The sequence below is a fragment of the Limosilactobacillus gastricus DSM 16045 genome (assembly GCF_001434365.1).
GTDB classification, from domain to species: Bacteria; Bacillota; Bacilli; order Lactobacillales; family Lactobacillaceae; genus Limosilactobacillus; species Limosilactobacillus gastricus.
In genome coordinates, this window is the sequence record NZ_AZFN01000006.1 from 1 (window position 1) to 25,466 (window position 25,466).

Sequence of the window (25,466 nt, forward strand, 5' to 3'; positions counted from 1 at the left end):
AAGTGTCCAACTTTAAGGGTTCACTTCACCAATACAAATATCAGAATTGTTCTTTTTTATTCCCGCTACAAGATTCTTAATGTTACTATTCGAAAGATAATCATCTGAATCTACAAAGACAACGTATTTTCCGTTTGCGTTTTCAAGTCCCGTATTACGGGCTAACCCAAGTCCCATATTTTTTTTATGTATTACCTTAATCCTATTTTCATTTGAGGAAAATTGATCACATATTTTCCCGCTGTGATCAGTTGATTCATCATCAACTAAAATTATTTCCAGGTTTTTATAAGTTTGGTTAAGAATAGAATCAATACATTGAACAAGGTATTTTTCAACGTTATAAACGGGTACAATCACACTAATCAAATCATCCATATATCTCCCTCGAAATATTTCTTGCTGGTACTCCTACTAGTATTGAGTTCTCTGGAAATGATTTAGTAACCACTGCATTCGCTCCAATTTTACTGTTACTTCCTATTTTAATATTCCCAATTATCTTTGCACCAGCACCTATTTCAACATTTTCACCGATTATCGGACATTCAGTATAATCAATTCCTTTATTTCCAATAGTCACCTGCTGTCGTATAATGCATCCATCTCCAATAACAGAATTACGATTGATAATTATTCCATAAGGATGATATAAATATATTCTACTGCTTATAGATTGTGAAACTTGAATCTCTGATCCGAAAAGCCCTAATATGAATACTATATCTAAAACCTTATAAACTTTATAGTTAAAATGATGCCAGAAACCAGATTGGCCATAATGCTTTTGGCCATATTTGTAGATATTTAAAATTAACTTACCTTTTTTATCTAATTCTTTCATCATAATCACCTTCTATTAACTTTAAAGTCGTCATAGCTCTTAATTAATTTATTTGCATTATCTTCAGAACTAAAACCATTTCTTAATAGATATTTTACGTTTTGATCTCTTCTATCAATTCTATTATCAGAAAAGCTAAAAAATTCTATTTCATTTTTCCAGGCTGTCACATCATCAATAGGAAGATAAGTCACATTCTTGGTAACATTTGTTTCTTGAGACACCTTATCAGAAACAAAACATGGTAGTCCAGCAGCTTGAGCCTCAATTAATGAAAATGGCTGTCCTTCATAAAAAGATGGTAATGCAAATATATCCATTGCATTTAAATAATCAATAACATCTCTAACGGCCCCTGTAAATAATACTTTCTTTAGCAGGCCTTTTTTTCAACAAGAAGTCGATCTTTCTTTAGATTTACACCATTACCAATTAAAATGACTCGATAACGATCATCAAGTTTTTCCGCTAATTCTATCAAAAACTCCTGATTTTTTTGAGAATTAAACTTTCCGATATGTCCTATTAAAATCTTATCATCACTGATTCCCAATTTAGACCTAATCTTTGTACGCACATTTTGATTAAGCTTATATTTATCAAAATCGATTCCGTTTTCGATTATAACGAAATCCTTACTCTTAAATAACCATTTCCCGGCTGCTTGATTGCAGGCAATTCGCCCATTTACTACCATCTCAAAGAACGGTCTCAATAATTGATTCGCCTTAACATGTCTAGTAGTCGTATTATGACTATGAGCAACCCGCACCTTTACACCTGCAAGTTTTGCAGCTGCTAATTCAATTGCCATGGTGGTACTATTTCCATTAACATGAACAACATCATACTGATTCTGTCGACAGAGTCGATAAATCTTAAAAAAATACCTAATAGGTTCTTGATTACGATTTAAATGTCCTATTAATGTTATACCTAAATCGTTTACCTGCTTCTGGATTTCGCCAGAAACATGATTAGGAGCCCCAATCGTAATGTCATAATTATGTTTGATTAATTCTTTACAAGTATTAAGTATGAAGGTTGAAATACCATTTTCTTCTAGGCCAACAGTATTTATAATGAATATTTTCATATTATCGTCCAACTAGTCTATTAACAATTTGTTCAAAATACTGATTGAATCGAGCATTATTTCCACTACTTATAGCACTCATGTTCTTAACAAGTTCATCATAATGCTCGATAACATTTGATAAGTTTTCAATGTCATAAACGGGAATTACATTATGCATCCGTTCATCAACCATTTTCAGAAAGTCCACTTGATGGTCATTAACGTGTTCATTATTAGTGGCTAATCGTGGAACAACTACTGGAATTTTACCCGCTTGTAAAACCTCAATGAAACTGGCCGGTCCACCATGGGTAATCACAATGTGAGCCTGGTTAATATAATCTTTCATCTTATTGTAATCAAGCATTGATTTTGCTTCACAATGCAGAGGTTGATATGTACAATAACCTGTTTGCATTATCACCTTTTCTTGGATTACTCCATTTCCAACAAGTTGGTCCACTTTTTCGATTAGGCGATTAAATGGCTGTTCATGCGTTCCTACTGTCACAAAAATCATTATATTCTCCTAAAAGATACTTCCCAGATTAATAGCCTTCGGGTAAACCTTTTTCTGTTCTTCCCATTGTACAATAAATTTATCAACAATCGGATAAACCATTTTACCAGTCATTGTTGGTTTATCGATACGATCAAACACTTCAATATAAACAAGCTTACAACCCATCAATTTACCTATATAAAAAAAAGGAACTGCCACCGCAGCTCCACTAGAAATAATCACATCCGATTTTTCCTTTCGGAGAACCTTAAATGCAAGTATTGTATTCTTGATTAAGGCCTTTAAACTACGGTTAGTTGGATAGTAACACCCATACATTTTTTCATTTTGTAATTTGCTTCGCGCATCGGCCTTGTTAAAGGTCATCCAAAACCGATCTTTGTCTTGCCAAAATGGCTTCAGCATATACAAATGAGTTAAATGTCCACCACTTGAACCAACTAAACAAACCTTCATCTCTTACTCCTTAATATGCTCCATTTGGCTTAAAAATCACCTTTACAGTACATAGGATAAGCCAAAAAACATACATTAAATTAGCCCGTTGAATATAAGTTAGGTCAATTCCTACCATATCCTTAAAACCAACAGTATTCCTAGCAGTTACCTGCCATAAACCGGTACAGCCAGGTTTAACCATCAAACGTTGCATATCATGTTCCGAATAATGTGCAACTTCAGCCGGTAGTGGTGGACGGGGACCCACTAGTGACATATCACCGATTAGGACATTCCACAGTTGGGGTAACTCATCTAAACTGGTTTTTCGAATAAATTTACCCGCTTTCGTGATTCGTGGAGCATCCTTCATCTTAAACATCGCCCCGTCAACTTCATTTTGTTCCATTACCTCATGTTTAAGCTCTTCAGCATTGGTTACCATCGAACGGAATTTATACATTTTAAATTCTTTTCCATCTTTTCCCACGCGGGTCTGTGAAAAGAATACCGGACCACGATCATCGATCTTAATCCAAATGATGATAATTAAAAATAACCAAGAAAGGCAAATCAATCCAATTAAAGAAAAGACAATATCGAAAAACCGCTTAAAAAATCGATAAGCATATCGTGATTCTACTTGCGACTTATCGACAATGGGAATTTCGATATTTCTCACTTCCATGATTGAACTCCTTTCTAAGTTAAAACAACCAAAATCGTTTCTTTTGCTTAATTGGCTCCCAGGTCATTCGGACTGGATCACCATTCAAAATATACTTAGCGTTTTGTTGATAATCTCCAGCCACTTTACGACCTAAATCTTTAGCTAACCGTCGCATGGCCGCTCCAAGTTCATAATCACGCTTTTCCATCACGTGAGCATCTGAAGCCATGACCGTACCTTGACCGGCATTCACCATCAATCTGGCAGCACGTTCGACATCTTTTCCAAAAGTACCTAAATAACTACTAGCCGTGATTTGACTTAAGCACCCTAGTTCCAATAAATCAGCTAAACGCTCCGGATGAGCGACCAACTCATTATTTCGTTCCGGGTGAACAATCACTGGGGTAATTCCCCGGGATTGGAGTTGATAAATCATCGACTTGGTATAGTGTGGCACTTCGTTGGACGGTAATTCCAGTAACATATATCGACCACCTTCATCCGCAAACAAAATGTCATCTTGATCTAAAGCCGCTAAAATCTTGTTAGACAGATGAACCTCCTGGCCTGGAAAAACTGTTAGGTCAATCCCTGCCTCGTTCAAAGCAGCTTGGAAGTAACTCGTAGCTTGCATCACCGTCTCTTTATGATTCACGTATCGCCGATTCAAATGGTGGGGTGTAACTAAGGCATGGCTGACACCATCCGCCACCGCATCACGCGCCAATTCAAGCGAAGCAGCCATACTAGGCGAACCATCATCTAAATTCGGTAATAAGTGACAATGTAAATCAACGTATCCCATGATTAATCTTCTGGTTCCACCGATCCGTAACCATACCCATAGCCGTAACCATATCCATAGCCATCATCATCGCCACTGGCCACATCATTCATAACGTAACCAAGTAAATTAGCTTTGGAAATGTTTAGCATTTCAACAGCCCGTTTGACGGCAACTTTTTGGGTCACCCCCGAGCGAACGACTAAGACAACCCCGTCTAACATACTCGACAGCACTTGTGTGTCATTCACTTCCAAAATCGGTGGCACATCGATGATCACCACATCATACATTTGCTCAAAGGTGGCGACTAGATCGCGCATCCGTTGCGAATTTAACAATCCGGTGGCATTCGGTGGAACCGGGCCCACCGTCAATACATCCAGGTTTGGTACTTCGGTTGCTTGAATGACATCTTGAGAATTAATGACATGCTCTTGATCCATCAAAAGGGTCGTTAATCCCTGCCGGTTATCAAGGTCAAAAGTTGAATGCATGGTTGGCCGCCGCAAATCGGCATCGACCATTAAGACCCGCTTATTATCCTGCGCCCAGGTCACCCCAACATTAGCTGTTACAGTGGACTTCCCTTCTGAAATGTTGGAGGACGTGAAAGCTAACGCCTTAATTGGATGATCAACCCCCATGAAGGTGATATTAGTCTTAATCGTCCGGAACTGTTCAGCCACCAAACTTTGCGGCTTGGTCAAGGTAACCAGGTTGGCCCCATTAACCATGGTGTCAACTGATTGAATTTTTTTACGTGAAAATAATCCCATGATGACACCTCCTAAACGCGTCGATTGCCACGGCTCTTTTGCCGCTTGTTCTTGCGATCATACCGCATGTGGGAAACTTGTCCTAAGTTAACCAAGTTTAATTCGTCGGTCATAAACTCGTTCGTCCGCACGGTTGTATCAAATAGTTCCTTGATCAATAAGTAACCAAAGGAAATCACAAAGCCAACCACGGCTCCCGCTAAAGCAAAGAGCTTAACATTAGGGAAGGACTTCGTCTTAGGCGTCGTTGCACTAGATACGATCGTGACGTTGTTGACATCCATGATCTTTTTAACCCGCTTCTTAAAAACGCTAGCCACTGTATTAGCCATCGCTTTGGCTTCAGTTGGGTTACTTGCCTCAGCATTTAAGGTAAAGACTTGTGAATTTGTTTGGGTCGAAACGGATAAGGCATCCTTTAATTCCGCGACCGATAGATCATAAGCTTTCCCATTAGCGTGACTAGTTTCAGGATTAGCCAGATACTTTGTAGCTTCTTGTAAGATCACTTGGTTAGTAATGATATCCTTATAAGTATTGATCAGTTGCACGTCGGCTTGTTGATTGTTATAAGCTTGGCCCGCTTGGTCCTTATTTTCCTTATTATTAACCAAAATCTGCGTTGAAGCAGTATATTTCGGTTGAATTAAGAATTCAGCATCTGCAGCTGCGATGATACCCAATCCTAAGGTCCAGACAATTAACATTAACAGATTCTTCCGGAGAATCTTAACTAATCGTCGTAAATCAATTGTGTTACTTGTTTCCATTAATATTTAGTCTCCGTCATGATTAATAACTACTACTGTCCGAATCATCATCGTCAGGTAAGGTCTTCGTTTGTAAACCTAGGGACTGCCGAATTAAATTGCTAATTCGTTGCCGCTCATTGTATGAAACCTGTTGGTATGAAACGCCATCTTCGTCATCGCTAGTCCCACTCGCATAGTCTTGCACGACCTTCGTAGCATCGCGATAATTTAGTGCTAGTTGAGTCATATTACTAAAGGTTAAGTTTGTTTGCATTCCACCGGAAAGGGTTTGTAAGAATTTCCGGTTAAGCACAGACTTATATGAAGCTGATTCTTTAATCAGGGCGGCAATAATCAAACGCTGCCGTGACTGCCGACCGTAATCGCCATCGGGATCATCGTAACGCATCCGGCTGAAAGCCAAAGCTTCCTTCCCATCCATATGGTAAGTCTTCCCCTTCTTAAAGGAATATCCTTCATATGTAAATGTTAATGGTGATTTAACATCTATCCCATCAACTTGATCGATCGCCTTTTCCATCGAACCCATGTTAACCAGTAAATAAGCATCCACCGGAATTCCGAATTGTTCCTTAATCACCTTAATAGTTTCTTTAACCCCGCCGTATGTGTAGGCTGAGTTAATCTTAGCAGGTGAATAGTCAGGATAATCCGGCAAATCAACCTTCATATCTCGCGGTAAGGAAACAATTGTCGTCTTATTCGTCTGGGTATTGATAGTCATCACCATAATGGTATCCGTCCGCCCTTTTTCAGTTCGACCAAGGGCCCCAGTGTCAGTACCCAACAAAAGAATACTGATCGGCTTCTTTTGCTTTAAGACACTCGAGATACTTCGTCCCGAGACACCAGATGATGAGTACATATCATTCGTTGCGTCGCGCAGGTTGCGCCAAGCCATCGCTGCAAAAATTACAGCGATAACAAAGACAATGCCGACTAAGGCCCACAGCCAACGTAACCAGTGATGCTTGTGACGTCGATGATGATGTTTAATCTCTTCTGAATCCATATACTAAACTCCCAAAATTTAATAAACCTTAAAAAGGTTTAGCATCGATTCACACATTTTTCAATAATAATCACAATATTAACATATTTTAGTAATATTGAAATACATTACATATACATAATAATGATATCCCGTCACTTTATCAAGATATCTCGGAAATTTTCTTTGGATGCTTGTTAAATAATGAATTGAATGCTAGAATTAGTAATCGTTAATGGAGAGTTGGCAGAGTGGTAATGCACCGGACTCGAAATCCGGCGAACCCGTGTTGAGCGGGCGCGCAGGTTCAAATCCTGTACTCTCCTTTCTTAAGCGGACCTTGTATTAAACGAGGTCCCTTTTTTGTTAACTGGTTAAAGGAGACACGAGATAAATAACAAAGCTGAATAGTAACCACCCCTTTCTGTATGACTACCATAATCCATGATCTGGTATTGATAGTTAAGCAGATACAGGAATTTTCATAAAGTTATTTTGTTATATTTATTTGTTTAATGTTTTAAAAAGGTCGTTGTCCATCTGGGCAACGACCTTTTCTGTCTATATACTACTATTTATTTGTATTCTCTTGCTTACTAATATCAACTGGGTGCGAGGTGTCTGCAGTTGAGTCGTAAGTTTCTTTGACTAATTTACCATTCCCATCCAGGGTGTAGGTAATCGCACCATCAGAAACGACTTGGTTCCTTACCATCCGTCCATTAGCGTCAAAATAGTAAGTACCATCGGCCGTTTGGACTAGTCCTGATCGGAACGATACCCCATTGTTCAAGAACAGGTAGGTTGATGTGTTTCCATCAACGGCAACGTCTACAAAGCGTGCGTTGGCAAGCATATTACCATTCTTATCAAAGTAGTACCAGTTTCCTGTTGCATCCTGAACAAATCCATCTTTCAATTCTTCCCCATCTTCGTTGTAGTAGTGATATTTACCATCATTACCTTTTACAAAACCATTCTTGTTGGCATCGACTGCTCCGGTGAGTTGAACTGGCAAGTACTTGGTGGTTGCTGAACCAAGGTTGTAATATTGACCACCATCTCCTTGTAGAACGTAACCAACCCCACGCCTTAAAATATTAGTGCCATTGAAGTACTTAGCTGACCATTCCGTAATTTTTATACTTGGGTCAATGGTCTTACCAGTCGTAACTTGGACCCGCTTGAAGATTTCAGGATATAGCTTTTGTAATTGACCTAAGAAGGCCCCACCATATTGTTTTTGGTATTGTCCACCACCAATGGTATTGGCAATGTATACTTTATTCTTAAGTTGAGAACTTGCCCAAGTCGTTCCATGTTCATCCACCCGGGTTGCCGTAACGGCTTCTTGTCCTGATAAATTATAGATCTGATCTGGGACCCAATCTGCCATTGCTTGTAAACCGGCTTTATGTAAGGCTTTAATAGCATTCCGCAGATCTTCAGCACTACCATACTTATTATCAGTACTCATTCCGAGATCATAACGGTCACTAAATGCATAACCATTATCAATCTTGGAATCTAGGAAGCTACCGTCCTTACTTGAAACATATTGTGGTGCTAATTCAAAAGAAGTGATCCCTATAGACTTAAAGAAATCGGCATTTTGGGCAATCTTTACATTGGCTTTTTCACTGTCAGTCGTTGGATAGTAAACAAAGTTTGAGAATCCTTCAAAGATTACGTTAGAATCCAAGGTTGCATTGGAACGATATGCTTCTTCCTTAGTATGTGCATCTGTGCTTGCTGCCGTCCGTGCATCTTGATCATCTGGCGCTCCTGCTGGCACCCAAATTGCTAGGTATCCAGTGACATCTGGGTTCGCATAACCTTTAATGGCCGTATTTGCTTGGGTTCCTTCAGCTGTAATCAGATCGCTCCCATAGAAGTGAAGATCACCATTAGCATCTGTATATGCAACTGGGGCCCCAGCATCACTAGAATAATTTTGCACCCCATCTGTAGTGGTTAACAGTAATGCACGATACTTTTGATTAGCATGCGCAGCCCCCATATGAAGAACAACAGAACTGCCACTCTTTAAAGCAAGATCAGTATTATTGGAAATAATGACCCCAATTCCTTCAGTCCGTGTTTCAGTAGTTCCTTTGTCGCTAGCGGTCATGGCCCCTTTCCCAAACCGAACACTCGTCAAGATTCCCTTATTATCATCATAGTTCAAGGTTTGACCACCAGAAACATACTTAATCCGGGCCTTCATCATATTGGTGATGGTTGGGTAATAACGGGTTTCTTGCGCCATGTATTGACCACCATCCGTATAAAGATCACCATAGTAAATCCGTGGAATAGTATCCTTATTAGTCAAAATATAGGCGTAGGAAGCCGGGATATTGTACTTATTCCACCGCTTCGTCGTCGAGTTTTGATCTTTAAGATAAGCTTCAATCCCCTTTTGTTCATCCTCAAAGTTGAAATCTCCATACCCCTTTCCGGTTACAGCCGCAATGGCTTGACGAATTTCGTCTTGTGACCCATTATCATGAGCCCGCACAAAAGAGTAATTTGGAATGGCAGTATTTTCAGTACTGTCATTTGCCCGACTAACCAACGATGATGAAATTAACTCACTCAATGACTTAACCTTGTCAGGAGCCGCTGCCAAAGTATCATGAATCCCGGTTAAGACCGTGTTATCCAAAGTCAATTGAGGATTTCCGATACTATTTGCATAATACGGGTCGCGCCCATTCCAGTCTTCTAGAATATTCAGACGTGCATTTGCCTTAGCATCACTTTCGTCCAAGCCATACGCTTGACGGAAATAATCACCAGCAATCGTTAATAGGTCCACATCAACATTATCAACTGCATCGATTCGGATACTATCAAAGTTGGCATCAGGATCATTAGCTGTAATCGTCCCAAAGTTAGTTAAGTAGTATAGCCAGTTTAACTGTTCGGCTTGAACTACTGGATTAGAGTTATCAATGTCATTAGCTAATAAGAATTCCGAGCCAGCTGATTTAGGTTGTCCTGGTTTAGTATCACCATTCAAGATATTATCAGCCGTCCAACCGATATATCGGTAATCCGAATTAGCATAACTGGTTAGGTCCGAGTTTACATATCTTAAAAAGCCACCTTGCAGTTGCAGGCCATTATAACTAACGTTTTCACTATTATCGTTCCAGATTGATTCAGTCTTTACAAAAGCACTCATTAAGGTCTTCAGCCAATCGGTGTTCCCCGCTTGAGAGATTTTCTTCTCAATATTTTCTTGAACCGTATCAACCGCATAACTCAAAGTAGAATTACTATCAGTCGAACTATAATCTTTATCCGCGGTAATCAAGCCATTCTTCTTCATGTAATTCAAGTAATCAACTTGGATATCCTTGCTTGGCCACCAAGTCATTAAAAGTGGCCGCAAATCACTAGCAGTTGAGTCAGTCCAGATGGTTCCGTCCTTTAAAATTTGCTTTGGTCGGTACCATGTATCTGCCGTCAAATAACCATTAACGTTTTGAATTGATGCATCTGTAAAGTCATAGGCCTGATTGCCATTCGCAAATTGCTGATCAACTGAAACCGTGCCGGATTGGAATTGAAGCTGTAAAGCATCGCTACCTTGTCCATTCTCAGCATTAAAGTAAATCCACTTGCCATTATCTTCTAACAAGAAGTTAGTCCGAACTTTACCGGTTGTCCCATCAATATAGTATACATGACCATCTTTATCGGTTGTAACGCCAGAAATCAAGACCCCGTCTTTACCAAAACCATACCCAAGACCGTCTAATTCAACTACTTTATTCTTCGCCATGATTCCGTTTGATGGATCAAAGTAATACCATTTAGCATTAATTTGGGTCTTTCCCTTCGCCATGACCCCGCCATCGCCAAAGTAATATGTATTATTATCCTTAGTTAAAAATTGATTTGTGTAACGGGCACCATCACTACCAAAGTAGTATGAATTACCCCAATTATTGTAAAAGCTATTCGTCAACAATTTACCTTGATCATCAAAATAAAAGAGTTGATTATCATTTGCCGTCAAGAATTGGTCACGAAGAGAAATAACACCTTGACCATCAAAGATGTAATTGGTGCCATCAATGTTCCTTGTTTGGTTCTTAACTAGCGCCCCATTATTATCAAAGTAGTATGCATTGCCCCAACGAACCATGAAGCGATTGTCCCAACGAGCACCATCACTACCGAAGTAATAGGTATTACCCCAGTTAGAATAGAATTGGTCCGTGTAACGAACACCACCATCACCGAAATAGTAGACATGGCCCCAGTTACTATAAAAACGGTTATCCCAACGGGCACCATCATCACCAAAGTAATACAAATTACCCCAGTTAGAATAGAATTGATCCGTATAACGAGCACCATCAGGGCCAAAATAATAAGTATGACCCCAATTAGTATAGAAGGCATCTTTATACTCCTTACCATCTAAACCGAAGTAGTATAATTTGCCATCTCGAGTTTGGAAGAAGTCTTTCTTCATTACTCCTTGGTCATCAAAAGAGTATGTTGCCCCATCAATATCAGCATTCGTGCTGGTTAAGCGAGCCCCATCTTTACCAAAGTAATATTTATTCCCCCAATTTTCATACCATTGATTTTGGTACATCGCACCGGTTTGGGGAGCAAAATAATATAACTTTCCATCTTGGGTTAGGAATTGATCAGCGAGGCGAACCCCATTAGCATCAAAGTAATATTTTTGTCCATTATCTTCTAACCAACGATTATCATAACGGGCACCGTCTGGACCAAATTAATAGGTGTTACCCCAGTTAGAGTAGTACTGGTTCTGATATTCCTTTCCATCCTTACCAAAGTAGTACATCTTCTCATTTTGCTTCAAGAAGTAGTTAGCTTGCATAATTCCTTCAGCATTAAAGTAGTAAGTATACAACTTGGTATCACTAGCATTATCCGGATCTAATGCTTGGGCAGTAGCAGCTTCCACCCGTACACCATCGGTACCGTAATAGTACTTATTCCCATTACTTTGGTACCATTGATTAATATATTCTGTCCCATTCTTGTGATAAGCATAGGTCTTTCCAGCAACGGTCTTTACCGTACTACTTGCATAATCTTGTTCCGGCGTTAGGTTGGTTGTTTGGTTATCCGATTGCTGATTTTGAGTCGAATCATCTTGCTTGACCTTATTGGTGTTTCCATTATTCTGATCTGACTGTCCGTTACTTTGTTGTCCTGTAACGGGAGTCTTATCCGTATTTGGCGTAGCATTTTGCAATGTACCTGTACTATCTTTTGATGTATTTTGATCAGATGTTATGTTTGATTTTTGGGCACTTTGCGTAGTTTGATCATTATTCGTTGCCGCTTGAGCTGGCATAGAGCTAACCAATACTCCAGTAGTTACTGCAGCAGTAACAATTGCAGCGCAACACCATTTCTTTCCACTTTTATAAAGCTTGAAACGTTTGATATAATCCATAAGAATCTTCCTTCTAAATTCATAATATTCACAACACCATCATATATTACCACACATTTTTCCGATTCTACGTAAATGTGTCATATTCAAAGAAGGAATGATAAGATTTTTATTAAGATTTGTTCGATTTTGTTTCACGTGTTTCGTAAAATCACTATGTCATTTTGTTCATCTGATACCAAACAAAAAAAGTTGAAAAACCATGATTATCTTATTTACATTTCTTCTTGTAAATGCCGCAGTGCTTGCGTTGTCACTTGGGAAACATTAATCTTATTTTCTTTTGCCCAATTATTCAATTCTTCTGGAATTGTAATATTCTTTCTGACCGTTTTTCCATATTGATTCAGCCATTTTGCCATATTAATGGTCACCCACATAATTGAGTCATTAGGGCCAAGATGCCACTTAGTTGGATCTTCTACTGTGGGATATTTAGTTCCTGCAATCATCGTTGCAATGGCATCTTCTGCATGTAAAATAGCTTCGGTCATGGTTTTCCCATCTGTCACCATCCCCTTAATATTGGGTGAGGATACGCCGTAATAATGTCCACTTTCATCGTTACATTCCGTTACAATAACCGGATAGATTAAAATTTGTTTTTGCATTACATTCACCTACTTCAATTTAATTCTTGCTTCTTCTAATATTTTACGTTGAGTATATGGTGAAAGTTCTCTACTATGCATAGGAACCTCCGTCATTCTTCCATCTGGATGAACAAATCTACGATGTCCACCACTTTTTGCGCATTCAACAAATCCAGCTCTAAGTAATATTCTTACCATTTTTGCAGGTTTTATAGTCATAATTATCCCCTTTTATTATACATATAAAAGTATGTATAAACCATTTTTTGCTGTATAGATATAAATACGCTATAAATTGTTTTGATTAACCTTTCCAAATAAAAATACCCAACCGCATTTCTGCCAATTGGGTATCTCATTTAATTGCTGGATGAAGAGGTTGATGAACTAGTGTCAACAATGTTGTAAGTTACTTGTCCATCCTTAACGGCCAACAAAGCCTTACTATTATCATTTGGTGACATTAATTGTAAGGTGTAACCATCACCAATAGATTTCTGAATACTTTGTGACGTCTTCTGTAAGTTACTGGTTAAATTTGGCCAACCAATTTGGTCCGCATAACTCGTATCACTTTCAAGAGCACTCAGCGCATTCGTGATATCATCACCTGACGGCGTAATAGTATAGGTCTTTGTCTTGCTATCATATGAAACTGTCCCTAACTTGGTAAAGTTCTTTTGCAATTGACCAAGAATATAGGAAGCTTTCGCACTTTGATTAGCAGTTGTTGAACTCGATAACAAACTACTAGATGACATTAAGGAACTAGCACTGGCCGACTCACTAGCACTTGAACTAGTCTTTTGATGCCAATAAGGTAAATTAATGGTTCCATAAATGACGCCCGCCAATGACAGAACGACGATAAAGGTCGCTAGTTTCCATTGTCGGTATTGCTGCCACGAGTTAACCAGATAAAAGATCCCCAAAATTAACACGATCGCCGCAATTACTACTAAAATTATCATTTGTCTCACCTTTCAAAATCATCTTTAATCATTGTCTATCATTTAACCCTTAGATACAATAGATTTGTACAATAAATAATTTATTAAGGAGTCTCATTATGCGTATTTATCTTGCTGGTCCTTTCTTCAGTCCAGAACAAATTGCCCGGATTGAAATTATCGAAACCGCCCTTCGCCAAAACTCCACGGTCGATGACTTCTTTAGTCCCCGCCTTGGTGAAGATGGTGGCGAATTCTCGGTGGGATCGCCCGAGTGGGCCAACAAAGTCTTTCATCTTGACGTTTCTGAAATTGATCGTGCTGACGCCCTGGTAGTCGTCGCTGACTATGTTAATGACAATATGGATTCGGGAACGGCCTTTGAAGTAGGTTATGCTTACAGCCATCAAAAACCTATCGTAGTCGTTCATGAATTACCCGAACCCCTTAACCTAATGATTGGGCAAGCCTTACAGTGCTACTTAACTGATGGTCATGAAGTTGCCAACCTAGATTTTAACAACCTTCCCCATCAACCATATACTGGTAAAACCTTCTAAAAATGAGGGTGGGAAGAGATGCTCATTGACATTTCTTCTCACCATCATTTTTGATTACAATCGGAATTACGGTCAAAAAGCGCGCCCCACGAGACTAACTACAACTCACGTTGGTCCGTTTCATACCAACATTCGTTCTGGGTTATCCCTATGGGACGCCTGGTTGCTTTTTCCTAATCAACCGATTTTAAAGCTTCTAGCATATCAACATCTCGAATTTTCCGATGCATGATAAAGGCTAATCCTAAGGTAATCAAGCACGGAATTACGGTTGAAATCAGGAAATTCAAAGGATACATACTATCATCAAACATCGCATTGTCGGGCGGTAAATTGATCATGATGAAGGCATGTAAGCCATAACCAAAGAGATAGCCGAATAGGATCCCTAAAGTCGTCAAAATAATCGTTTCCCGATAAATATACATCGTAACTTCCCGATCAAAGAAGCCTAATACCTTGATCGTCGACAATTCCCGAATCCGTTCGGAGACATTAATATTCGTCAGATTATACAAGACCACCATGGCCAGAATTGTCGCAATCGCAATCAATACCACAATCACGGTATTCAAACCATTGATGACACTCGCAATTAGCTGTTGATTTTCCAAATTTAAGGAAGTCGTTGTGACTGCACCAGTCCTTATAAATGATTGAGCTACTTTCTTCACCTGCTTGGAAGAATTATGTTTTAAGGTCACCAATTGCGCATTGGTTTGATAATTAGTCTTAAATGAATGTTCATATGCTGACCGACTCATAAAGAGATAATGGCCCATATACATTTGTGCAATCCCCATCACTTTGAAATGATGACTTTGACCATTGGCGTCTTTTAAGCTAACTTGACTCCCCTTTTTTGCCTTCAACAGGTCTGCCATCTTTTGGGTTAGGATTACCCCATTTTTAGGTAAAGATAATTCCTGCCCACTTGGGGATAGTAAGTTCACAAACTTGTTAAAGTGCTTTTGATTAGCCGGCACAATCATGGTAATGGTTTGGGTACTTTGATCACTTCCGGCAATCTTATTAAACTGTTGCGTATAAATTGCCTGATGTCGACGTACTTTATCACTATTCAATAGCTTCTGGTAGCTTTGACTTTCTTCCTCGGTTGGCGCAGTTTTTTGCGCCACAATCAGATCGTATTTGATGATCGTCTCATACTGCTTACTGATAATTCCAGATAAAGAATCCCGGATCCCAATTCCCATTACCAGTAAACCAACACAACCCGCTACCCCAAAAATCGTCATTAAGGCACGCGATTTGTAACGGAATAAATTCCGAAAAGTAACCTTATAATTAAAGGATAAATGACGCCATAAAGGAGTGAAATGCTCCAAGAGGATTTTACTCCCAGCCTTGGGAGGTTTTGGCAAGAGTAAGCTTGCTGGATGTTCTTGATAGTCTTTGCGTAAAGCATACAAGGCCGCCAAAGTCGTGGAACAAAGGGCAATGGCAATCACAATTAGTAAATAGGTCCACGAAAAATGCAATTGTAAACCTGAAATCGTCGAACTAGCTGCATACGCTTTAAAAATAATTTGCGGTAAGATGGTAAAACCGCCAATTGCCCCCAGTAGCACCCCAATGCCACTAGCCATAATACTATAAAGAATAAATTTCAATGAAATATCCCGGTGACTGTAACCTAGGGCACTAAAGGTCCCAATTGTAATCCGTTCCTCTTCGACAAAGCGCATCATGGTTGTCAGTGAAACCAAGGCCGCGATAACAAATAAGAAGACCGGAAAGACATTAGCTAAGACATCCACCCGCCGTGAGTTGGAGCGATAGACGCTATAACCCGGAAAACTGGACCGGGTTGAGACGGTATAGCTAGGATAACCAAGATTCTTAAGGTTATTTTCAGTACTGGTTAATTGAGCTTGGGCTTGACTGAGTTGGGTCTGCAAAGCTGGATTAGCACTAGCGGCTTGTTCCAGCTGAGTCACTTGATTTTGGGCAGTCGTAATTTGTGACTGATAATTCTGATATTTTGGGGCCCGTAATTTATTTAAGGCCGTCTGTAACTGCGTCTTTTTGTCATCCGTATATTCATTGTATCGATCCGAATAGGCATTCATCCGCTTGGTTGCACGATAAGTAACGCGGGCAATATTATAGTTGGTCGCATTAAAGGCATTTTTGGTCGTAACCGCAATCCCAGATAATTGACCAGTTCCGACATTGGTCTGACCATAATCCGTTCGACTAACGTATTCACTCGATTTAACAAATCCCACAACCTTAAATTTTTGATTTTTTAATTCCGTTGTGTGGCCTAAATTAATCGTTTGCCCTAATTTATATTTTCCCTGCAAGGAAGTAGATAAAGCAATCTCATTGACCTTCGTGGGCCGTTTTCCTGACACCAATTGATATTTTGAGATTTGTTTAGTGTTCGAATAGACCCGAATACTGGTTTGCGACTGATTAATAGCGGCATCTTGATAATAGCCAAAGGTCACCTGACGGACGCCAGCTTGATCTTTAATCGTTTGTTGATCAGTCTGATCTAGACCATATGTAGAAGTCACCGTTACATCAGCCAGATTATTTTGTTTAAAAAAATCTAAGGCCGTTTGGCGCATGTCCGGACCGGTAATCTTTAAACCAATAAAAGCAAAGGTCCCCAAGAGCATTAAAAGACTAATGGCGATAAAGCGTCCAAATGATCTGGGAATGGCTTGCCAGGCATCTTTCCATAAAATCTGTTTTGACATCTTAGCCACCTACCATTCCAAACTTGCAATATCTGCGGGGTGATCCTGACGATCAATTTGCTTAACTTGTCCATCATGAATATGAATAACTTGATCACCAATTGGTGCCAAGGCCGCATTATGAGTCACAATAATCACCGTGGAGCCATCTTTACGACTCATATCCTGTAAGATTTGAACCACCTGTTTCCCAGTTTCATAATCTAGAGCTCCAGTTGGTTCATCACACAAGAGGAGTTTTGGCTTTTTGGCAATCGCCCGGGCAATCGCTACTCGTTGTTGTTCCCCACCGGAAAGTTGGGCCGGGAAATTCCCTGTCCGGTCGGCTAAACCAACACTGGCTAAAGCCTGCTCAGCATCCATGGATTCTTTCACAATTTGTGAAGCCAATTCGACATTTTCTTTCGCGGTTAAATTAGGAACCAAATTATAGAATTGGAAAACAAAACCGACATCATTTCGCCGATAGGCTGTTAACTCTTTCCGACTATATAGAGCGATATCGTGACCATCGATGATCACTTGTCCACTGGTGTTAGTGTCCATCCCCCCTAAGATGTTTAAGAGGGTTGATTTCCCGGCCCCCGACGAACCCAAGATAATGACCAACTGTCCTTTTTCGATCTCAAATGATATATCATGGTTGGCATCCACCGTTGTTTCCCCGGATGGATAGGTTTTGGTATTATGCTTCACTTCAATATAAGCCATCTTTTTCTCCTTAGATAAACACCTGTTGAATTAACAACTATATTGTAATATACGATTTTTAGGTATACAATCACCAATAATTAACAAGTGTCGATTTAAGGAAATAAAATTATGACTATCAAACGCAATACTAAAACCAAAGCAAAAATTGAACGGGCTTTTTTACAATTAATGGAGGACAAAGGCTTTAATCAGCTGACCGTTAAAGATATTACTCAATTAGCGCAAATCAACCGGAGTACTTTTTATCTCAATTATGCTGATAAATATGATCTTTTGGCTAAAATTGAGGCAAAGCTCTTCCAGAATATCCATCAAATACTCAAATTAGACGATACCAATTCCTATTTTGATGAAGCTAGCATTCTAGCCGTTTTAAATTATGCTTTAGCAAACCAACGTTTAGTAAAGGTCCTCACTGAAGGCGACCTTGCTTCTCAAGTTGAATCGCTCTTAAAACAAGAGATTATCGCAATCGTCGAAGAACAACTTCACGTGAATTTCAATCAGGATCCGATAGTAAATTCACCATATGCCCGTGAAATTTTTGCCAGTTCCATCAGTGCAATCATTATTTTATGGATCAAACGCGATTTTCTGGAAAGTGTCGAAGAAATCATGCAAATTCTGGAATCTCTACGTCAGTATTCACTCGGCCAAATTATTAATGATCGAAAATAAAAAGCTAGACAACTGTTTTGTCTAGCCTTTTGGTTATATAAACTTTCTACATAAGTACAGGTCAGCTACTCTTTAATTGACCCATCAGTATAGATTCGTATACTCTTGGCTGTCCCGTCATGGAGCCATTGTTAAGGGATGATTTGGAGATCGCCTTTACAAAGTAATACTGATTATCAATTAGATAGCCATTATTATCGGATAAACAAACCCATTGCCAGTCCCCTTTATTATCACCGTAAACCGCTTTAGCTAAGGCGACTGCTTCATCGGCACTATTGATAGCATTCTTCGTGCCCGTGGAACTAGCCGCTGTTTGATGGTGATCTGATAAGTATTTGTCCAAATCAAGTTGTCCATTAACTTTCGTAAAGGTTTCCGTATTCCAACTACTATCCCCACTAATGGTTAAAGTCTGACCGCTTAATCTCCCCGTCAAGACACTCGTCACGTCAGCATCTTGCAGGTTAATAGCATAGGTACCATCCGAATTCTGGTGCCAAGTTAACTGATCATCTGTATCAGCATTGACTGGATCTGCATAGACATAGCGTCCCGTTCCATCAGAATTTAAGGTAATGGCCGCTTTATCGGCATCATCCTGATAGGAACCAACAAGCAGATTTTGCGCATTTGAACTTGAATTTGTGACTTGTGAAGCCGAGCTCGACGATTTAGTCGACGAGGTATTGTCAGTCTGATTCTTTCCGAATTGACAACCAGCCAAGCTAAGAATAACGATGACGCTACCAATCCCCGCCATGATTTTCTTCTTGTTCATCTTAACTACTCCCCGTAACATGATTAACTATTGATGAAACTATTCCCCAGAAAATTCCATCAAAGCTTTGACATCATAGTCCTTTAGTCGTTCCATCCCATGGAGATCTTTTAAATCAACCAAGAAGGCACAGCCGACCACGATGCCCCCCATTTGTTCGACTAAATCGATCGTTGCTAAAATTGTACCCCCAGTAGCTAATAAGTCATCCACCACTAATACCTTTTGGCCTGGCTTAATGGCATCATGCTCCATTTGTAAGGTCGCACTACCGTATTCCAGATCATAAGTTGCACTTACGGCTGGTCGGGGTAACTTGCCTTTTTTCCGCGCTGGTGCAAAACCAACACCTAAATCATAAGCGATTGGACAACCCACAATAAAGCCACGGGCTTCAGGTCCAACCACCATTTCCACGCCTCGTTCGCGTGCAAATTGGGCTAATTCTGCCGTAGCTTGTTTAAATGCTTCCCCGTTCGCCATTAAGGGTAAAATATCCCGAAAGACAATCCCCTTTTCTGGGAAATCAGGAATACTTTCTACATGATCATAAAGATTAACTGTCATTTGTTCTCCTCTAACTTATCACCCAACCAAGCCGAAATTTGTTGTCGTAGGCTGGTAGTGGGAACCGTTAATAATGTATTTTGCACCTTCAACCATTGTTGACGGCGTTGGTACCGTTGGGTCTTGGTTAAATCCACCGATTTGACATTTTTCACTGACTTCAACAAACCATTGTCTATTATAACAAATCCCGCTTCAATAAACACTTGGATCATAAAGATTAATTGATCGTTCGTGACCCTTAGATACTGTCCTAAAGCTGGTAATTGCGTGCGACTATTAATTACCGGCTGACTTTGCAGCGCCTGATAAAGGTGTACAAAATGCTGCCGATCAGGAACTTGGTCAACTGGTTGATGACTAGTGTATAGCCATAATTCAACAACCGATACCATCCCAATTTGGTTAATTACCTCAGCGAATTGATCTATGTCCGTGGGACAATCAACGATAATAAGTCGTTGTTCTTGCAGGCTGAGCTCGCCGATTGTTTGTGGACTGATAACCGGTCCGTTGGTATGTCCATCAATATTGGCTCGTAATTGATCATTAAATACTAAGTAGACGGCTATTTGTTGAAACATTTGTGGCGCTAATTGACTAGTCCGGTGATCTTCAATCATGATGCCCGTCGTCTCCGCGTCCTTAAACATCAGTTGCGCTGTCGTCTGACCTTTCCACCGATTTAAGGAGAGACACCCCACGAGATTAGCCGTTGAGCCGACAGTCATTTCACTGGCTAGTTGGGGTTGGTTAAAGGCTAGTACATTGATAGGCGGTTGATTGGTAAGGGTTAACTTCACGTGTTGGCGCTCTTTGCCAATCAGGATGGCCTGACTGACTTCAGCATTAGTAATTTCAATGATCGGTTCTTCATTGCCGGGGCCAAAAGGTGCTAAGCGATGAATTTGCTCATACATCTCCGCCGTGACCTGACTCGGCCTGACTTGACCCGCAATCTCTAATGATGGCTGCTGACTTGCATCAAAAGCTTGTTCCTGAGCGGCTGTTTCTAAGGCTTGCGCGAGGTCCGTAGTTTGATCGACTTCAAATGATAGACCACAAGCCATGGTGTGGCCCCCAAAGGAAGTCATTAGGTCTCGATGGTCATCTAAGGCCTGAAAAAGATCAAAACCTGCAACACCCCGACCGGACCCTTTGGCTAAAGTGCCATCCTCGTTAGTGCTAGCAATAATGGTTGGTTTCCCCGTGACCTGCACAATGTGACTAGCTACGATTCCTAGCACTCCCTGATGCCAGTCTTTGCCCACCAACAATAATGTTTGTCGATCACGATTAGGAGCTGCTTGGGCCATCTTTTCCGCAGCGAGATTGATCGCTTTCACCAAGGCTTGCCGCTCTTGGTTGGCTTGATCAACCTGTTGGGCAAGCTCCTTAGCAACCTCCTCATCAAAGGTGGTCAATAATTCCACCCCAGTAGCGGCATCCCCCATTCGTCCTAGGGCGTTCAACCGGGGTGCAATCTGAAAACCGACGTCTTGATCCGTCAAATGTTCTTCGTCCGCATTGGTCAACTTAATTAATTCATGTAAGCCCGTTCGCATCCCTGAGCGCAACTGCTGAAGACCGAAAGTGATTAAGGAACGATTTTCCCCTTGGACTGATACTAAATCAGCCAATTCACCAATGGCCACTAAGTCTAATAATTCATAGGGAAATTCACCTAAGAGGGCCCAGGCGACTTTAAAAGCAACGCCTACTCCAGATAAATCGGCGTAAGAATATTCATCTCCAGGATACTGAGGATGCACAATTGCCGCTGCTGCAGGTAACTGGGCTGGCAGAGAGTGGTGGTCGGTAATGACGACCTCAATGCCTTGGCGATTAGCGTAGTCAATCGCTTCATTCCCGGAAATCCCATTATCAACCGTCAAAATCAACTGCGTCCCTTGCTCAATCAACCGTTGATAAACCGCCTGATTTGGTCCATAACCATCGGTAAACCGATTCGGAATATAATAATCAACCTTTGCTCCAATATCGCGCAAGGTTTCATACATCAGGGCCGTACTAGTCAAACCATCGGCATCGTAATCGCCATAAACGGTGATCTGCCAATCTTGACTAATCGCCGCTTCAATTTTTTCAACAGCCGCTTCAATGCCGTGTAATTCCTCCGGGCCGTATAAATCTTGTAATTGGGGTTTTAAGAAATGTTGGGCTTGTTCTAATGAGTCACATCCCCGCTCCACCAATAATTGGGCTAAAAAGCTGGGAAGCTGACACTGTTCTTGAATAGTCTGAACTAAGTCTGTTTGGTCACTTGATAGTTGATGCCATTGATACTTTGCTTTCCGCATCTGTTTCACCTAAATTTTCCTGGTAATAATTAGCCTCCCGAAAATCAAATGACTTTCGAGAGGTTTTAAATTGCTTATAATTTCCACTTGTCTTGCTGGTAATTAAAGAGCCGCTTAATCCACCAATCACCCAGACCAGGGATTAAATTGTAAACCCAACTTAAAGCCGTCGTATAAGCGGGAACGTTTATTTCACGAGTTTTGTGACCAACATTATCCCAGACCTGACTAGCCAATTGTTCTGGTTCGATCTGGAGTTGCTCTGGTAACATGGCTAAATAATTACCGGTTGGATCCGCCTTTTGGAAAAACTCCGTCTTAACTGGACCTGGATTAACCGTTAAGACCTGCACTCCATAGTCAGCTACTTCCATCCGCAAGATATTATCAAATTGGACAATGCCGGCCTTTGTTGCAGAATAGACTCCACTGTGCGGTGTTGGAATCTTCCCAGCTAAGGAAGCAATATTAATGATTGCTCCATAGCCTTGGTCCATCATTTGCTTAGCCACCTTCCGACTTAAATACATGGTAGCGAGTAAGTTAACTTGGACCATTTTACTCATTGAAGTATATTTTTGCTTCACTACCGCAACCATATCACCCACCCCAGCACTATTAACAAGGACATCGATTGCGCCGACTTCATGCTGAATGGTCGTTAAAACTCGGTCAACCGCATCGGGATCGGTCACGTCTAATTGATAATGAAATGATGGACGACCCGATAAGATCATGCAGCGTTTCGCAACTAATTCTAGTTTCTCAACATTACGGGCACACACGACCACAATGGCCCCCCGACGAGCCGCTTCATTTGCTAACGCTTCTCCAATCCCTTGTGATCCGCCAGTAATTAAGACCACCTTATTTTTTAATGATCGTAATGACTTCAAACGTCGTAACATATTCTTCATTATCCATCACCGCCTTACTTAAATGGAATTTCGATTTCTTCAAAATCTTTGACTACCCGCGTATTCGGAAAAATATTTTGAACTTGGTAAGCTAACTGATTCGCCGCCTTTCCCACATAACGCGCTGAAATGTGATTTAACAATAAGCGCCCTACATGTGCTTGCTTGGCCACCGTCGCCGCTTGGGCACTAGTAGAATGATAGTAATTATGGGCCATCCGTTGCTCATTTTTAGCAAAGGTCCCTTCGTGAACTAAGACATCCGCATTTTTGGCCAATTTAACAGAATTTTCATTTACCCGGGTATCCGGAATGATCGCGACAATTCGCCCCTTTTGAGGAGCCCCAATAAAGTCCTGTCCGTTAATCTGACGACCATCTGGCAAGGTTACAGTTTGCCCCGCTTTAATTTGGCCATAGATTGGCCCCGCCGGAATCGCTAATTCCCGTAACTTTTCCACTTGTAATTCGCCCGGATGATCAGCTTCCACAATCCGGTAACCAAAACAGGCGATTTTGTGATCCATCCGCCGTGCTTCGACTTGGAAAGTTTGATCTTTAAAAATTTCACCGTCTTGTTTTATTTCGACATATTCAATCGGGTACGATAGTCTGGTTTCACTAATCTGCAAGGCCGTTTCAACAAAGGTCTTAATTCCCACCGGTCCATAAATGGTTAATGGTTCATCGCCCCCCTGAAAAGATCGTGAACTCAAAAGTCCCGGTAAGCCAAAAATATGATCACCATGCAAATGCGTAATAAAGATCTTTTCAATCTTTCGTGGTCGAATCGTGGTATGTAAGATTTGATGCTGGGTGGCTTCACCTACGTCAAATAACCACACGGCATTGCGTTCTTCTAATAACTTTAAAGCTAGACTGGAAACGTTGCGTTGCTTACTCGGCGAACCAGCTCCAGTCCCTAAAAATTCTAGTTGCATCGATATCCTGCTTTCAATTACTGAATAAACTCAAAGACAAAGTCTTCAATTCGAACTAAATCGCCACTTTGAATTCCCCGTTCACGAAGGGCCTCATCGACGCCCATTCCCCGCAATTGGCGGGCAAAGCGCATTTGGCTTTCCTCGTGATCTAAATTGGTCATGGCAAAGAGTCGGTCTAACTTCGCCCCACCAAGAACCCAAGTGCCATCGTCATCACGACTAATCGTAAAGGCTGGTTCTTGATCTTCACTTGGTCCCGTATATTCAACGACCATTTGTTCATCATGACTATTACTATCAAATTCCGGAGTAACTTCGAGCAAGTTAGCCGTGGTTTGCATTAATTCTTGGACTCCTGCGTGTGTCACAGCAGAAATCGCAAAAACTTCCGGCTGTTGGGCTAAGGTGTCATCAGTCGCCAGCATGGCTTCAAAGCGTTTTAGGTTCTCTGGCGCATCGGGAAAATCCATCTTCGTGGCCACCACAATTTGCGGCCGCTTTAATAATTCTGGGTCATAAGTCGCCAATTCGTGATTAATGGCATGGTATCGTTCAATCGCCTGATCTGGATCTTGGCTCCCCATATCAACTAAATGTAGCAAGACCCGGGTTCGTTCAATATGACGTAAGAACTGCAGCCCTAATCCCACTCCTTTGGAGGCTCCATCAATCAATCCAGGCATATCTGCCATGGCAAAATCCCGCCCATCGGGCAACATGACCATGCCCAGATTTGGCACTAAAGTCGTAAATTCATATGCCGCAATTTTAGGTTTTGCCCCCGTAACGACGGATAAGAGGGTTGATTTCCCGACAGACGGAAAGCCAATCAGGCCAACATCCGCCAGCATTTTCAACTCTAATTCAATCTCACGGCTTTCCCCCGGTTCCCCGTTCTCAGCAATTTCGGGAGCGGGATTTTTAGCGGTAGCAAAACGCATATTCCCGCGACCACCACGACCACCTTTGGCAATTACCAATTCTTGTCCCGACTCAACCAGGTCACCAATTAACTGTCCCGTGGTTAAATCACGTACCGTTGTCCCTTGGGGAACGGCAATCACCGTGTCCTGAGCATTGGCTCCCGTCATCTGCTTACTCATGCCATTTTGACCGTTTTTGGCCTTGAAAATACGGTGATAGCGAAAGTCCATCAGAGTGCGTAATCCTTCATCAACTTTTAAAATGATGCTGCCACCACGACCACCATCACCACCAGCCGGGCCCCCATTAGGAACATATTTTTCCCGGCGAAAGGCTACCATACCATTGCCACCGCGGCCCGCGTGAACCTCAATTTTAATTTGATCAACAAAAGTTGGCATTTATTTACTCCGTTCTTTTTATAATATCTCTAGTATATGAGAT

General features: G+C 40.9%; 26 protein-coding genes, 1 tRNA gene and 1 pseudogene. 3 read left to right on the top strand and 25 right to left on the bottom strand.

Annotated elements, in window-relative coordinates; translation table 11 throughout:
* Positions 1-12 precede the first annotated feature (12 nt).
* The 11 genes from FC60_RS02605 to FC60_RS02655 are packed head-to-tail and all read right to left on the bottom strand — an operon-like array spanning position 13 to position 6,904.
* On the bottom strand, positions 13-378 hold the full coding sequence (locus FC60_RS02605) for a glycosyltransferase family 2 protein (protein ID WP_056936951.1): 366 nt from the start codon (positions 376-378) through the stop codon (positions 13-15).
* Positions 371-844, bottom strand: coding sequence for a serine acetyltransferase (locus tag FC60_RS02610; RefSeq protein WP_162252172.1), 474 nt, complete (start codon positions 842-844; stop codon positions 371-373). Before FC60_RS02610 ends, FC60_RS02605 begins: the two co-directional genes overlap by 8 nt.
* A gap of 5 nt (positions 845-849) precedes the next feature.
* Positions 850-1,224: a glycosyltransferase gene (locus tag FC60_RS02615; protein WP_082601330.1), complete on the bottom strand. Its 375-nt coding sequence runs from the start codon at positions 1,222-1,224 to the stop codon at positions 850-852.
* Entirely contained in the window at positions 1,218-1,940 is a 723-nt protein-coding gene (locus tag FC60_RS02620) for a glycosyltransferase (RefSeq protein ID WP_056936954.1), read from the bottom strand. The genes FC60_RS02615 and FC60_RS02620 overlap by 7 nt, the downstream gene beginning before the upstream one ends.
* A 1-nt stretch (position 1,941) precedes the next feature.
* The gene (locus tag FC60_RS02625) at positions 1,942-2,442 is read right to left on the bottom strand and encodes a glycosyltransferase (protein ID WP_056936955.1); all 501 of its coding nucleotides are present in this window, start codon (positions 2,440-2,442) and stop codon (positions 1,942-1,944) included.
* 9 nt (positions 2,443-2,451) lie between these two features.
* Complete coding sequence (gene pssD, locus FC60_RS02630; protein WP_056936956.1) at positions 2,452-2,901, bottom strand: PssD/Cps14F family polysaccharide biosynthesis glycosyltransferase; 450 nt, start codon at positions 2,899-2,901, stop codon at positions 2,452-2,454.
* Positions 2,902-2,911: 10 nt separating this feature from the next.
* Positions 2,912-3,571 carry a sugar transferase gene (locus FC60_RS02635; RefSeq protein WP_056936957.1) on the bottom strand — a complete coding sequence of 220 codons (660 nt, stop codon included), beginning with the start codon at positions 3,569-3,571 and terminating at the stop codon, positions 2,912-2,914.
* A 19-nt stretch (positions 3,572-3,590) separates the two neighbouring features.
* Complete coding sequence (locus FC60_RS02640; protein WP_056936958.1) at positions 3,591-4,361, bottom strand: tyrosine-protein phosphatase; 771 nt, start codon at positions 4,359-4,361, stop codon at positions 3,591-3,593.
* 2 nt (positions 4,362-4,363) lie between these two features.
* The gene (locus FC60_RS02645) at positions 4,364-5,119 is read right to left on the bottom strand and encodes a CpsD/CapB family tyrosine-protein kinase (protein WP_056936959.1); all 756 of its coding nucleotides are present in this window, start codon (positions 5,117-5,119) and stop codon (positions 4,364-4,366) included.
* 11 nt (positions 5,120-5,130) lie between these two features.
* Complete coding sequence (locus FC60_RS02650) at positions 5,131-5,889, bottom strand: YveK family protein (RefSeq protein WP_056936960.1); 759 nt, start codon at positions 5,887-5,889, stop codon at positions 5,131-5,133.
* Between the two features lie 22 nt (positions 5,890-5,911).
* A complete protein-coding gene (locus FC60_RS02655) occupies positions 5,912-6,904 on the bottom strand; it encodes an LCP family protein (RefSeq protein WP_056936961.1) in 993 nt (330 codons plus the stop codon).
* A gap of 216 nt (positions 6,905-7,120) precedes the next feature.
* Here FC60_RS02655 and FC60_RS02660 point away from each other — a divergent pair.
* A tRNA-Ser gene (locus FC60_RS02660) sits at positions 7,121-7,209 on the top strand.
* Between the two features lie 245 nt (positions 7,210-7,454).
* Here FC60_RS02660 and FC60_RS02665 read toward each other — a convergent pair.
* The 6 genes and pseudogenes from FC60_RS02665 to FC60_RS02685 form a co-directional block, all read right to left on the bottom strand.
* Entirely contained in the window at positions 7,455-11,501 is a 4,047-nt protein-coding gene (locus tag FC60_RS02665; RefSeq protein WP_056936962.1) for a glycoside hydrolase family 70 protein, read from the bottom strand.
* A pseudogene (locus tag FC60_RS09755) lies at positions 11,496-11,621 on the bottom strand (hypothetical protein); the annotation flags it as partial. The pseudogene FC60_RS09755 and the gene FC60_RS02665, both read right to left, overlap by 6 nt.
* Before the next feature lie 27 nt (positions 11,622-11,648).
* Positions 11,649-12,341 carry a KxYKxGKxW signal peptide domain-containing protein gene (locus tag FC60_RS02670; RefSeq protein WP_056936963.1) on the bottom strand — a complete coding sequence of 231 codons (693 nt, stop codon included), beginning with the start codon at positions 12,339-12,341 and terminating at the stop codon, positions 11,649-11,651.
* Between the two features lie 215 nt (positions 12,342-12,556).
* On the bottom strand, positions 12,557-12,952 hold the full coding sequence (locus FC60_RS02675; RefSeq protein WP_056936964.1) for a type II toxin-antitoxin system HicB family antitoxin: 396 nt from the start codon (positions 12,950-12,952) through the stop codon (positions 12,557-12,559).
* A 9-nt stretch (positions 12,953-12,961) separates the two neighbouring features.
* Entirely contained in the window at positions 12,962-13,153 is a 192-nt protein-coding gene (locus FC60_RS02680) for a type II toxin-antitoxin system HicA family toxin (protein ID WP_056936965.1), read from the bottom strand.
* A gap of 140 nt (positions 13,154-13,293) precedes the next feature.
* Positions 13,294-13,905, bottom strand: a complete 612-nt coding sequence (locus FC60_RS02685) for a hypothetical protein (RefSeq protein WP_056936966.1) — start codon at positions 13,903-13,905, stop codon at positions 13,294-13,296.
* A 98-nt stretch (positions 13,906-14,003) separates the two neighbouring features.
* Between FC60_RS02685 and FC60_RS02690 the strand changes: the two genes are divergently transcribed.
* Positions 14,004-14,444, top strand: coding sequence for a nucleoside 2-deoxyribosyltransferase (locus tag FC60_RS02690; protein WP_056936967.1), 441 nt, complete (start codon positions 14,004-14,006; stop codon positions 14,442-14,444).
* 173 nt (positions 14,445-14,617) lie between these two features.
* On the opposite strand, the gene FC60_RS02695 is transcribed toward FC60_RS02690, so the two are convergent.
* Both FC60_RS02695 and FC60_RS02700 read right to left on the bottom strand, forming a co-directional pair.
* Positions 14,618-17,176, bottom strand: coding sequence for an ABC transporter permease (locus FC60_RS02695; RefSeq protein WP_056936968.1), 2,559 nt, complete (start codon positions 17,174-17,176; stop codon positions 14,618-14,620).
* Between the two features lie 9 nt (positions 17,177-17,185).
* Complete coding sequence (locus FC60_RS02700; protein ID WP_056936969.1) at positions 17,186-17,887, bottom strand: ABC transporter ATP-binding protein; 702 nt, start codon at positions 17,885-17,887, stop codon at positions 17,186-17,188.
* 111 nt (positions 17,888-17,998) lie between these two features.
* Here FC60_RS02700 and FC60_RS02705 point away from each other — a divergent pair, with 111 nt between their 5' ends.
* Positions 17,999-18,568, top strand: a complete 570-nt coding sequence (locus FC60_RS02705) for a TetR/AcrR family transcriptional regulator (RefSeq protein WP_056936970.1) — start codon at positions 17,999-18,001, stop codon at positions 18,566-18,568.
* 61 nt (positions 18,569-18,629) lie between these two features.
* Here FC60_RS02705 and FC60_RS02710 read toward each other — a convergent pair whose 3' ends face one another.
* The 6 genes from FC60_RS02710 to obgE form a co-directional block, all read right to left on the bottom strand.
* The gene (locus tag FC60_RS02710; RefSeq protein ID WP_056936971.1) at positions 18,630-19,349 is read right to left on the bottom strand and encodes a lipocalin/fatty acid-binding family protein; all 720 of its coding nucleotides are present in this window, start codon (positions 19,347-19,349) and stop codon (positions 18,630-18,632) included.
* A gap of 39 nt (positions 19,350-19,388) precedes the next feature.
* On the bottom strand, positions 19,389-19,916 hold the full coding sequence (locus FC60_RS02715) for an adenine phosphoribosyltransferase (protein WP_007122763.1): 528 nt from the start codon (positions 19,914-19,916) through the stop codon (positions 19,389-19,391).
* Complete coding sequence (gene recJ, locus FC60_RS02720; protein WP_056936972.1) at positions 19,913-22,237, bottom strand: single-stranded-DNA-specific exonuclease RecJ; 2,325 nt, start codon at positions 22,235-22,237, stop codon at positions 19,913-19,915. Before recJ ends, FC60_RS02715 begins: the two co-directional genes overlap by 4 nt.
* Positions 22,238-22,311: 74 nt before the next feature.
* Positions 22,312-23,145 (bottom strand): SDR family NAD(P)-dependent oxidoreductase, encoded by an 834-nt coding sequence (locus tag FC60_RS02725; protein ID WP_056937034.1) that lies wholly within the window; start codon positions 23,143-23,145, stop codon positions 22,312-22,314.
* 23 nt (positions 23,146-23,168) lie between these two features.
* A complete protein-coding gene (rnz, locus tag FC60_RS02730; protein WP_056936973.1) occupies positions 23,169-24,095 on the bottom strand; it encodes a ribonuclease Z in 927 nt (308 codons plus the stop codon).
* A gap of 17 nt (positions 24,096-24,112) precedes the next feature.
* A complete protein-coding gene (gene obgE, locus FC60_RS02735; RefSeq protein WP_056936974.1) occupies positions 24,113-25,423 on the bottom strand; it encodes a GTPase ObgE in 1,311 nt (436 codons plus the stop codon).
* Between the last annotated feature and the right edge of the window lie 43 nt (positions 25,424-25,466).

Coding starts and splice junctions, on each gene's coding strand:
- FC60_RS02605 (WP_056936951.1), bottom strand. CDS start 378: ATGGATGATTTGATTAGTGTGATTGTACCCGTTTATAACGTTGAAAAA.
- FC60_RS02610 (WP_162252172.1), bottom strand. CDS start 844: ATGAAAGAATTAGATAAAAAAGGTAAGTTAATTTTAAATATCTACAAA.
- FC60_RS02620 (WP_056936954.1), bottom strand. CDS start 1,940: ATGAAAATATTCATTATAAATACTGTTGGCCTAGAAGAAAATGGTATT.
- FC60_RS02625 (WP_056936955.1), bottom strand. CDS start 2,442: ATGATTTTTGTGACAGTAGGAACGCATGAACAGCCATTTAATCGCCTA.
- pssD (WP_056936956.1), bottom strand. CDS start 2,901: ATGAAGGTTTGTTTAGTTGGTTCAAGTGGTGGACATTTAACTCATTTG.
- FC60_RS02635 (WP_056936957.1), bottom strand. CDS start 3,571: ATGGAAGTGAGAAATATCGAAATTCCCATTGTCGATAAGTCGCAAGTA.
- FC60_RS02640 (WP_056936958.1), bottom strand. CDS start 4,361: ATGGGATACGTTGATTTACATTGTCACTTATTACCGAATTTAGATGAT.
- FC60_RS02645 (WP_056936959.1), bottom strand. CDS start 5,119: ATGGGATTATTTTCACGTAAAAAAATTCAATCAGTTGACACCATGGTT.
- FC60_RS02650 (WP_056936960.1), bottom strand. CDS start 5,889: ATGGAAACAAGTAACACAATTGATTTACGACGATTAGTTAAGATTCTC.
- FC60_RS02655 (WP_056936961.1), bottom strand. CDS start 6,904: ATGGATTCAGAAGAGATTAAACATCATCATCGACGTCACAAGCATCAC.
- FC60_RS02665 (WP_056936962.1), bottom strand. CDS start 11,501: ATGTACCAAAATCAATGGTATGAAAATTGGGGGAATAAATATTACTTT.
- FC60_RS02670 (WP_056936963.1), bottom strand. CDS start 12,341: ATGGATTATATCAAACGTTTCAAGCTTTATAAAAGTGGAAAGAAATGG.
- FC60_RS02675 (WP_056936964.1), bottom strand. CDS start 12,952: ATGCAAAAACAAATTTTAATCTATCCGGTTATTGTAACGGAATGTAAC.
- FC60_RS02680 (WP_056936965.1), bottom strand. CDS start 13,153: ATGACTATAAAACCTGCAAAAATGGTAAGAATATTACTTAGAGCTGGA.
- FC60_RS02685 (WP_056936966.1), bottom strand. CDS start 13,905: ATGATAATTTTAGTAGTAATTGCGGCGATCGTGTTAATTTTGGGGATC.
- FC60_RS02690 (WP_056936967.1), top strand. CDS start 14,004: ATGCGTATTTATCTTGCTGGTCCTTTCTTCAGTCCAGAACAAATTGCC.
- FC60_RS02695 (WP_056936968.1), bottom strand. CDS start 17,176: ATGTCAAAACAGATTTTATGGAAAGATGCCTGGCAAGCCATTCCCAGA.
- FC60_RS02700 (WP_056936969.1), bottom strand. CDS start 17,887: ATGGCTTATATTGAAGTGAAGCATAATACCAAAACCTATCCATCCGGG.
- FC60_RS02705 (WP_056936970.1), top strand. CDS start 17,999: ATGACTATCAAACGCAATACTAAAACCAAAGCAAAAATTGAACGGGCT.
- FC60_RS02710 (WP_056936971.1), bottom strand. CDS start 19,349: ATGAACAAGAAGAAAATCATGGCGGGGATTGGTAGCGTCATCGTTATT.
- FC60_RS02715 (WP_007122763.1), bottom strand. CDS start 19,916: ATGACAGTTAATCTTTATGATCATGTAGAAAGTATTCCTGATTTCCCA.
- recJ (WP_056936972.1), bottom strand. CDS start 22,237: ATGCGGAAAGCAAAGTATCAATGGCATCAACTATCAAGTGACCAAACA.
- FC60_RS02725 (WP_056937034.1), bottom strand. CDS start 23,145: ATGTTACGACGTTTGAAGTCATTACGATCATTAAAAAATAAGGTGGTC.
- rnz (WP_056936973.1), bottom strand. CDS start 24,095: ATGCAACTAGAATTTTTAGGGACTGGAGCTGGTTCGCCGAGTAAGCAA.
- obgE (WP_056936974.1), bottom strand. CDS start 25,423: ATGCCAACTTTTGTTGATCAAATTAAAATTGAGGTTCACGCGGGCCGC.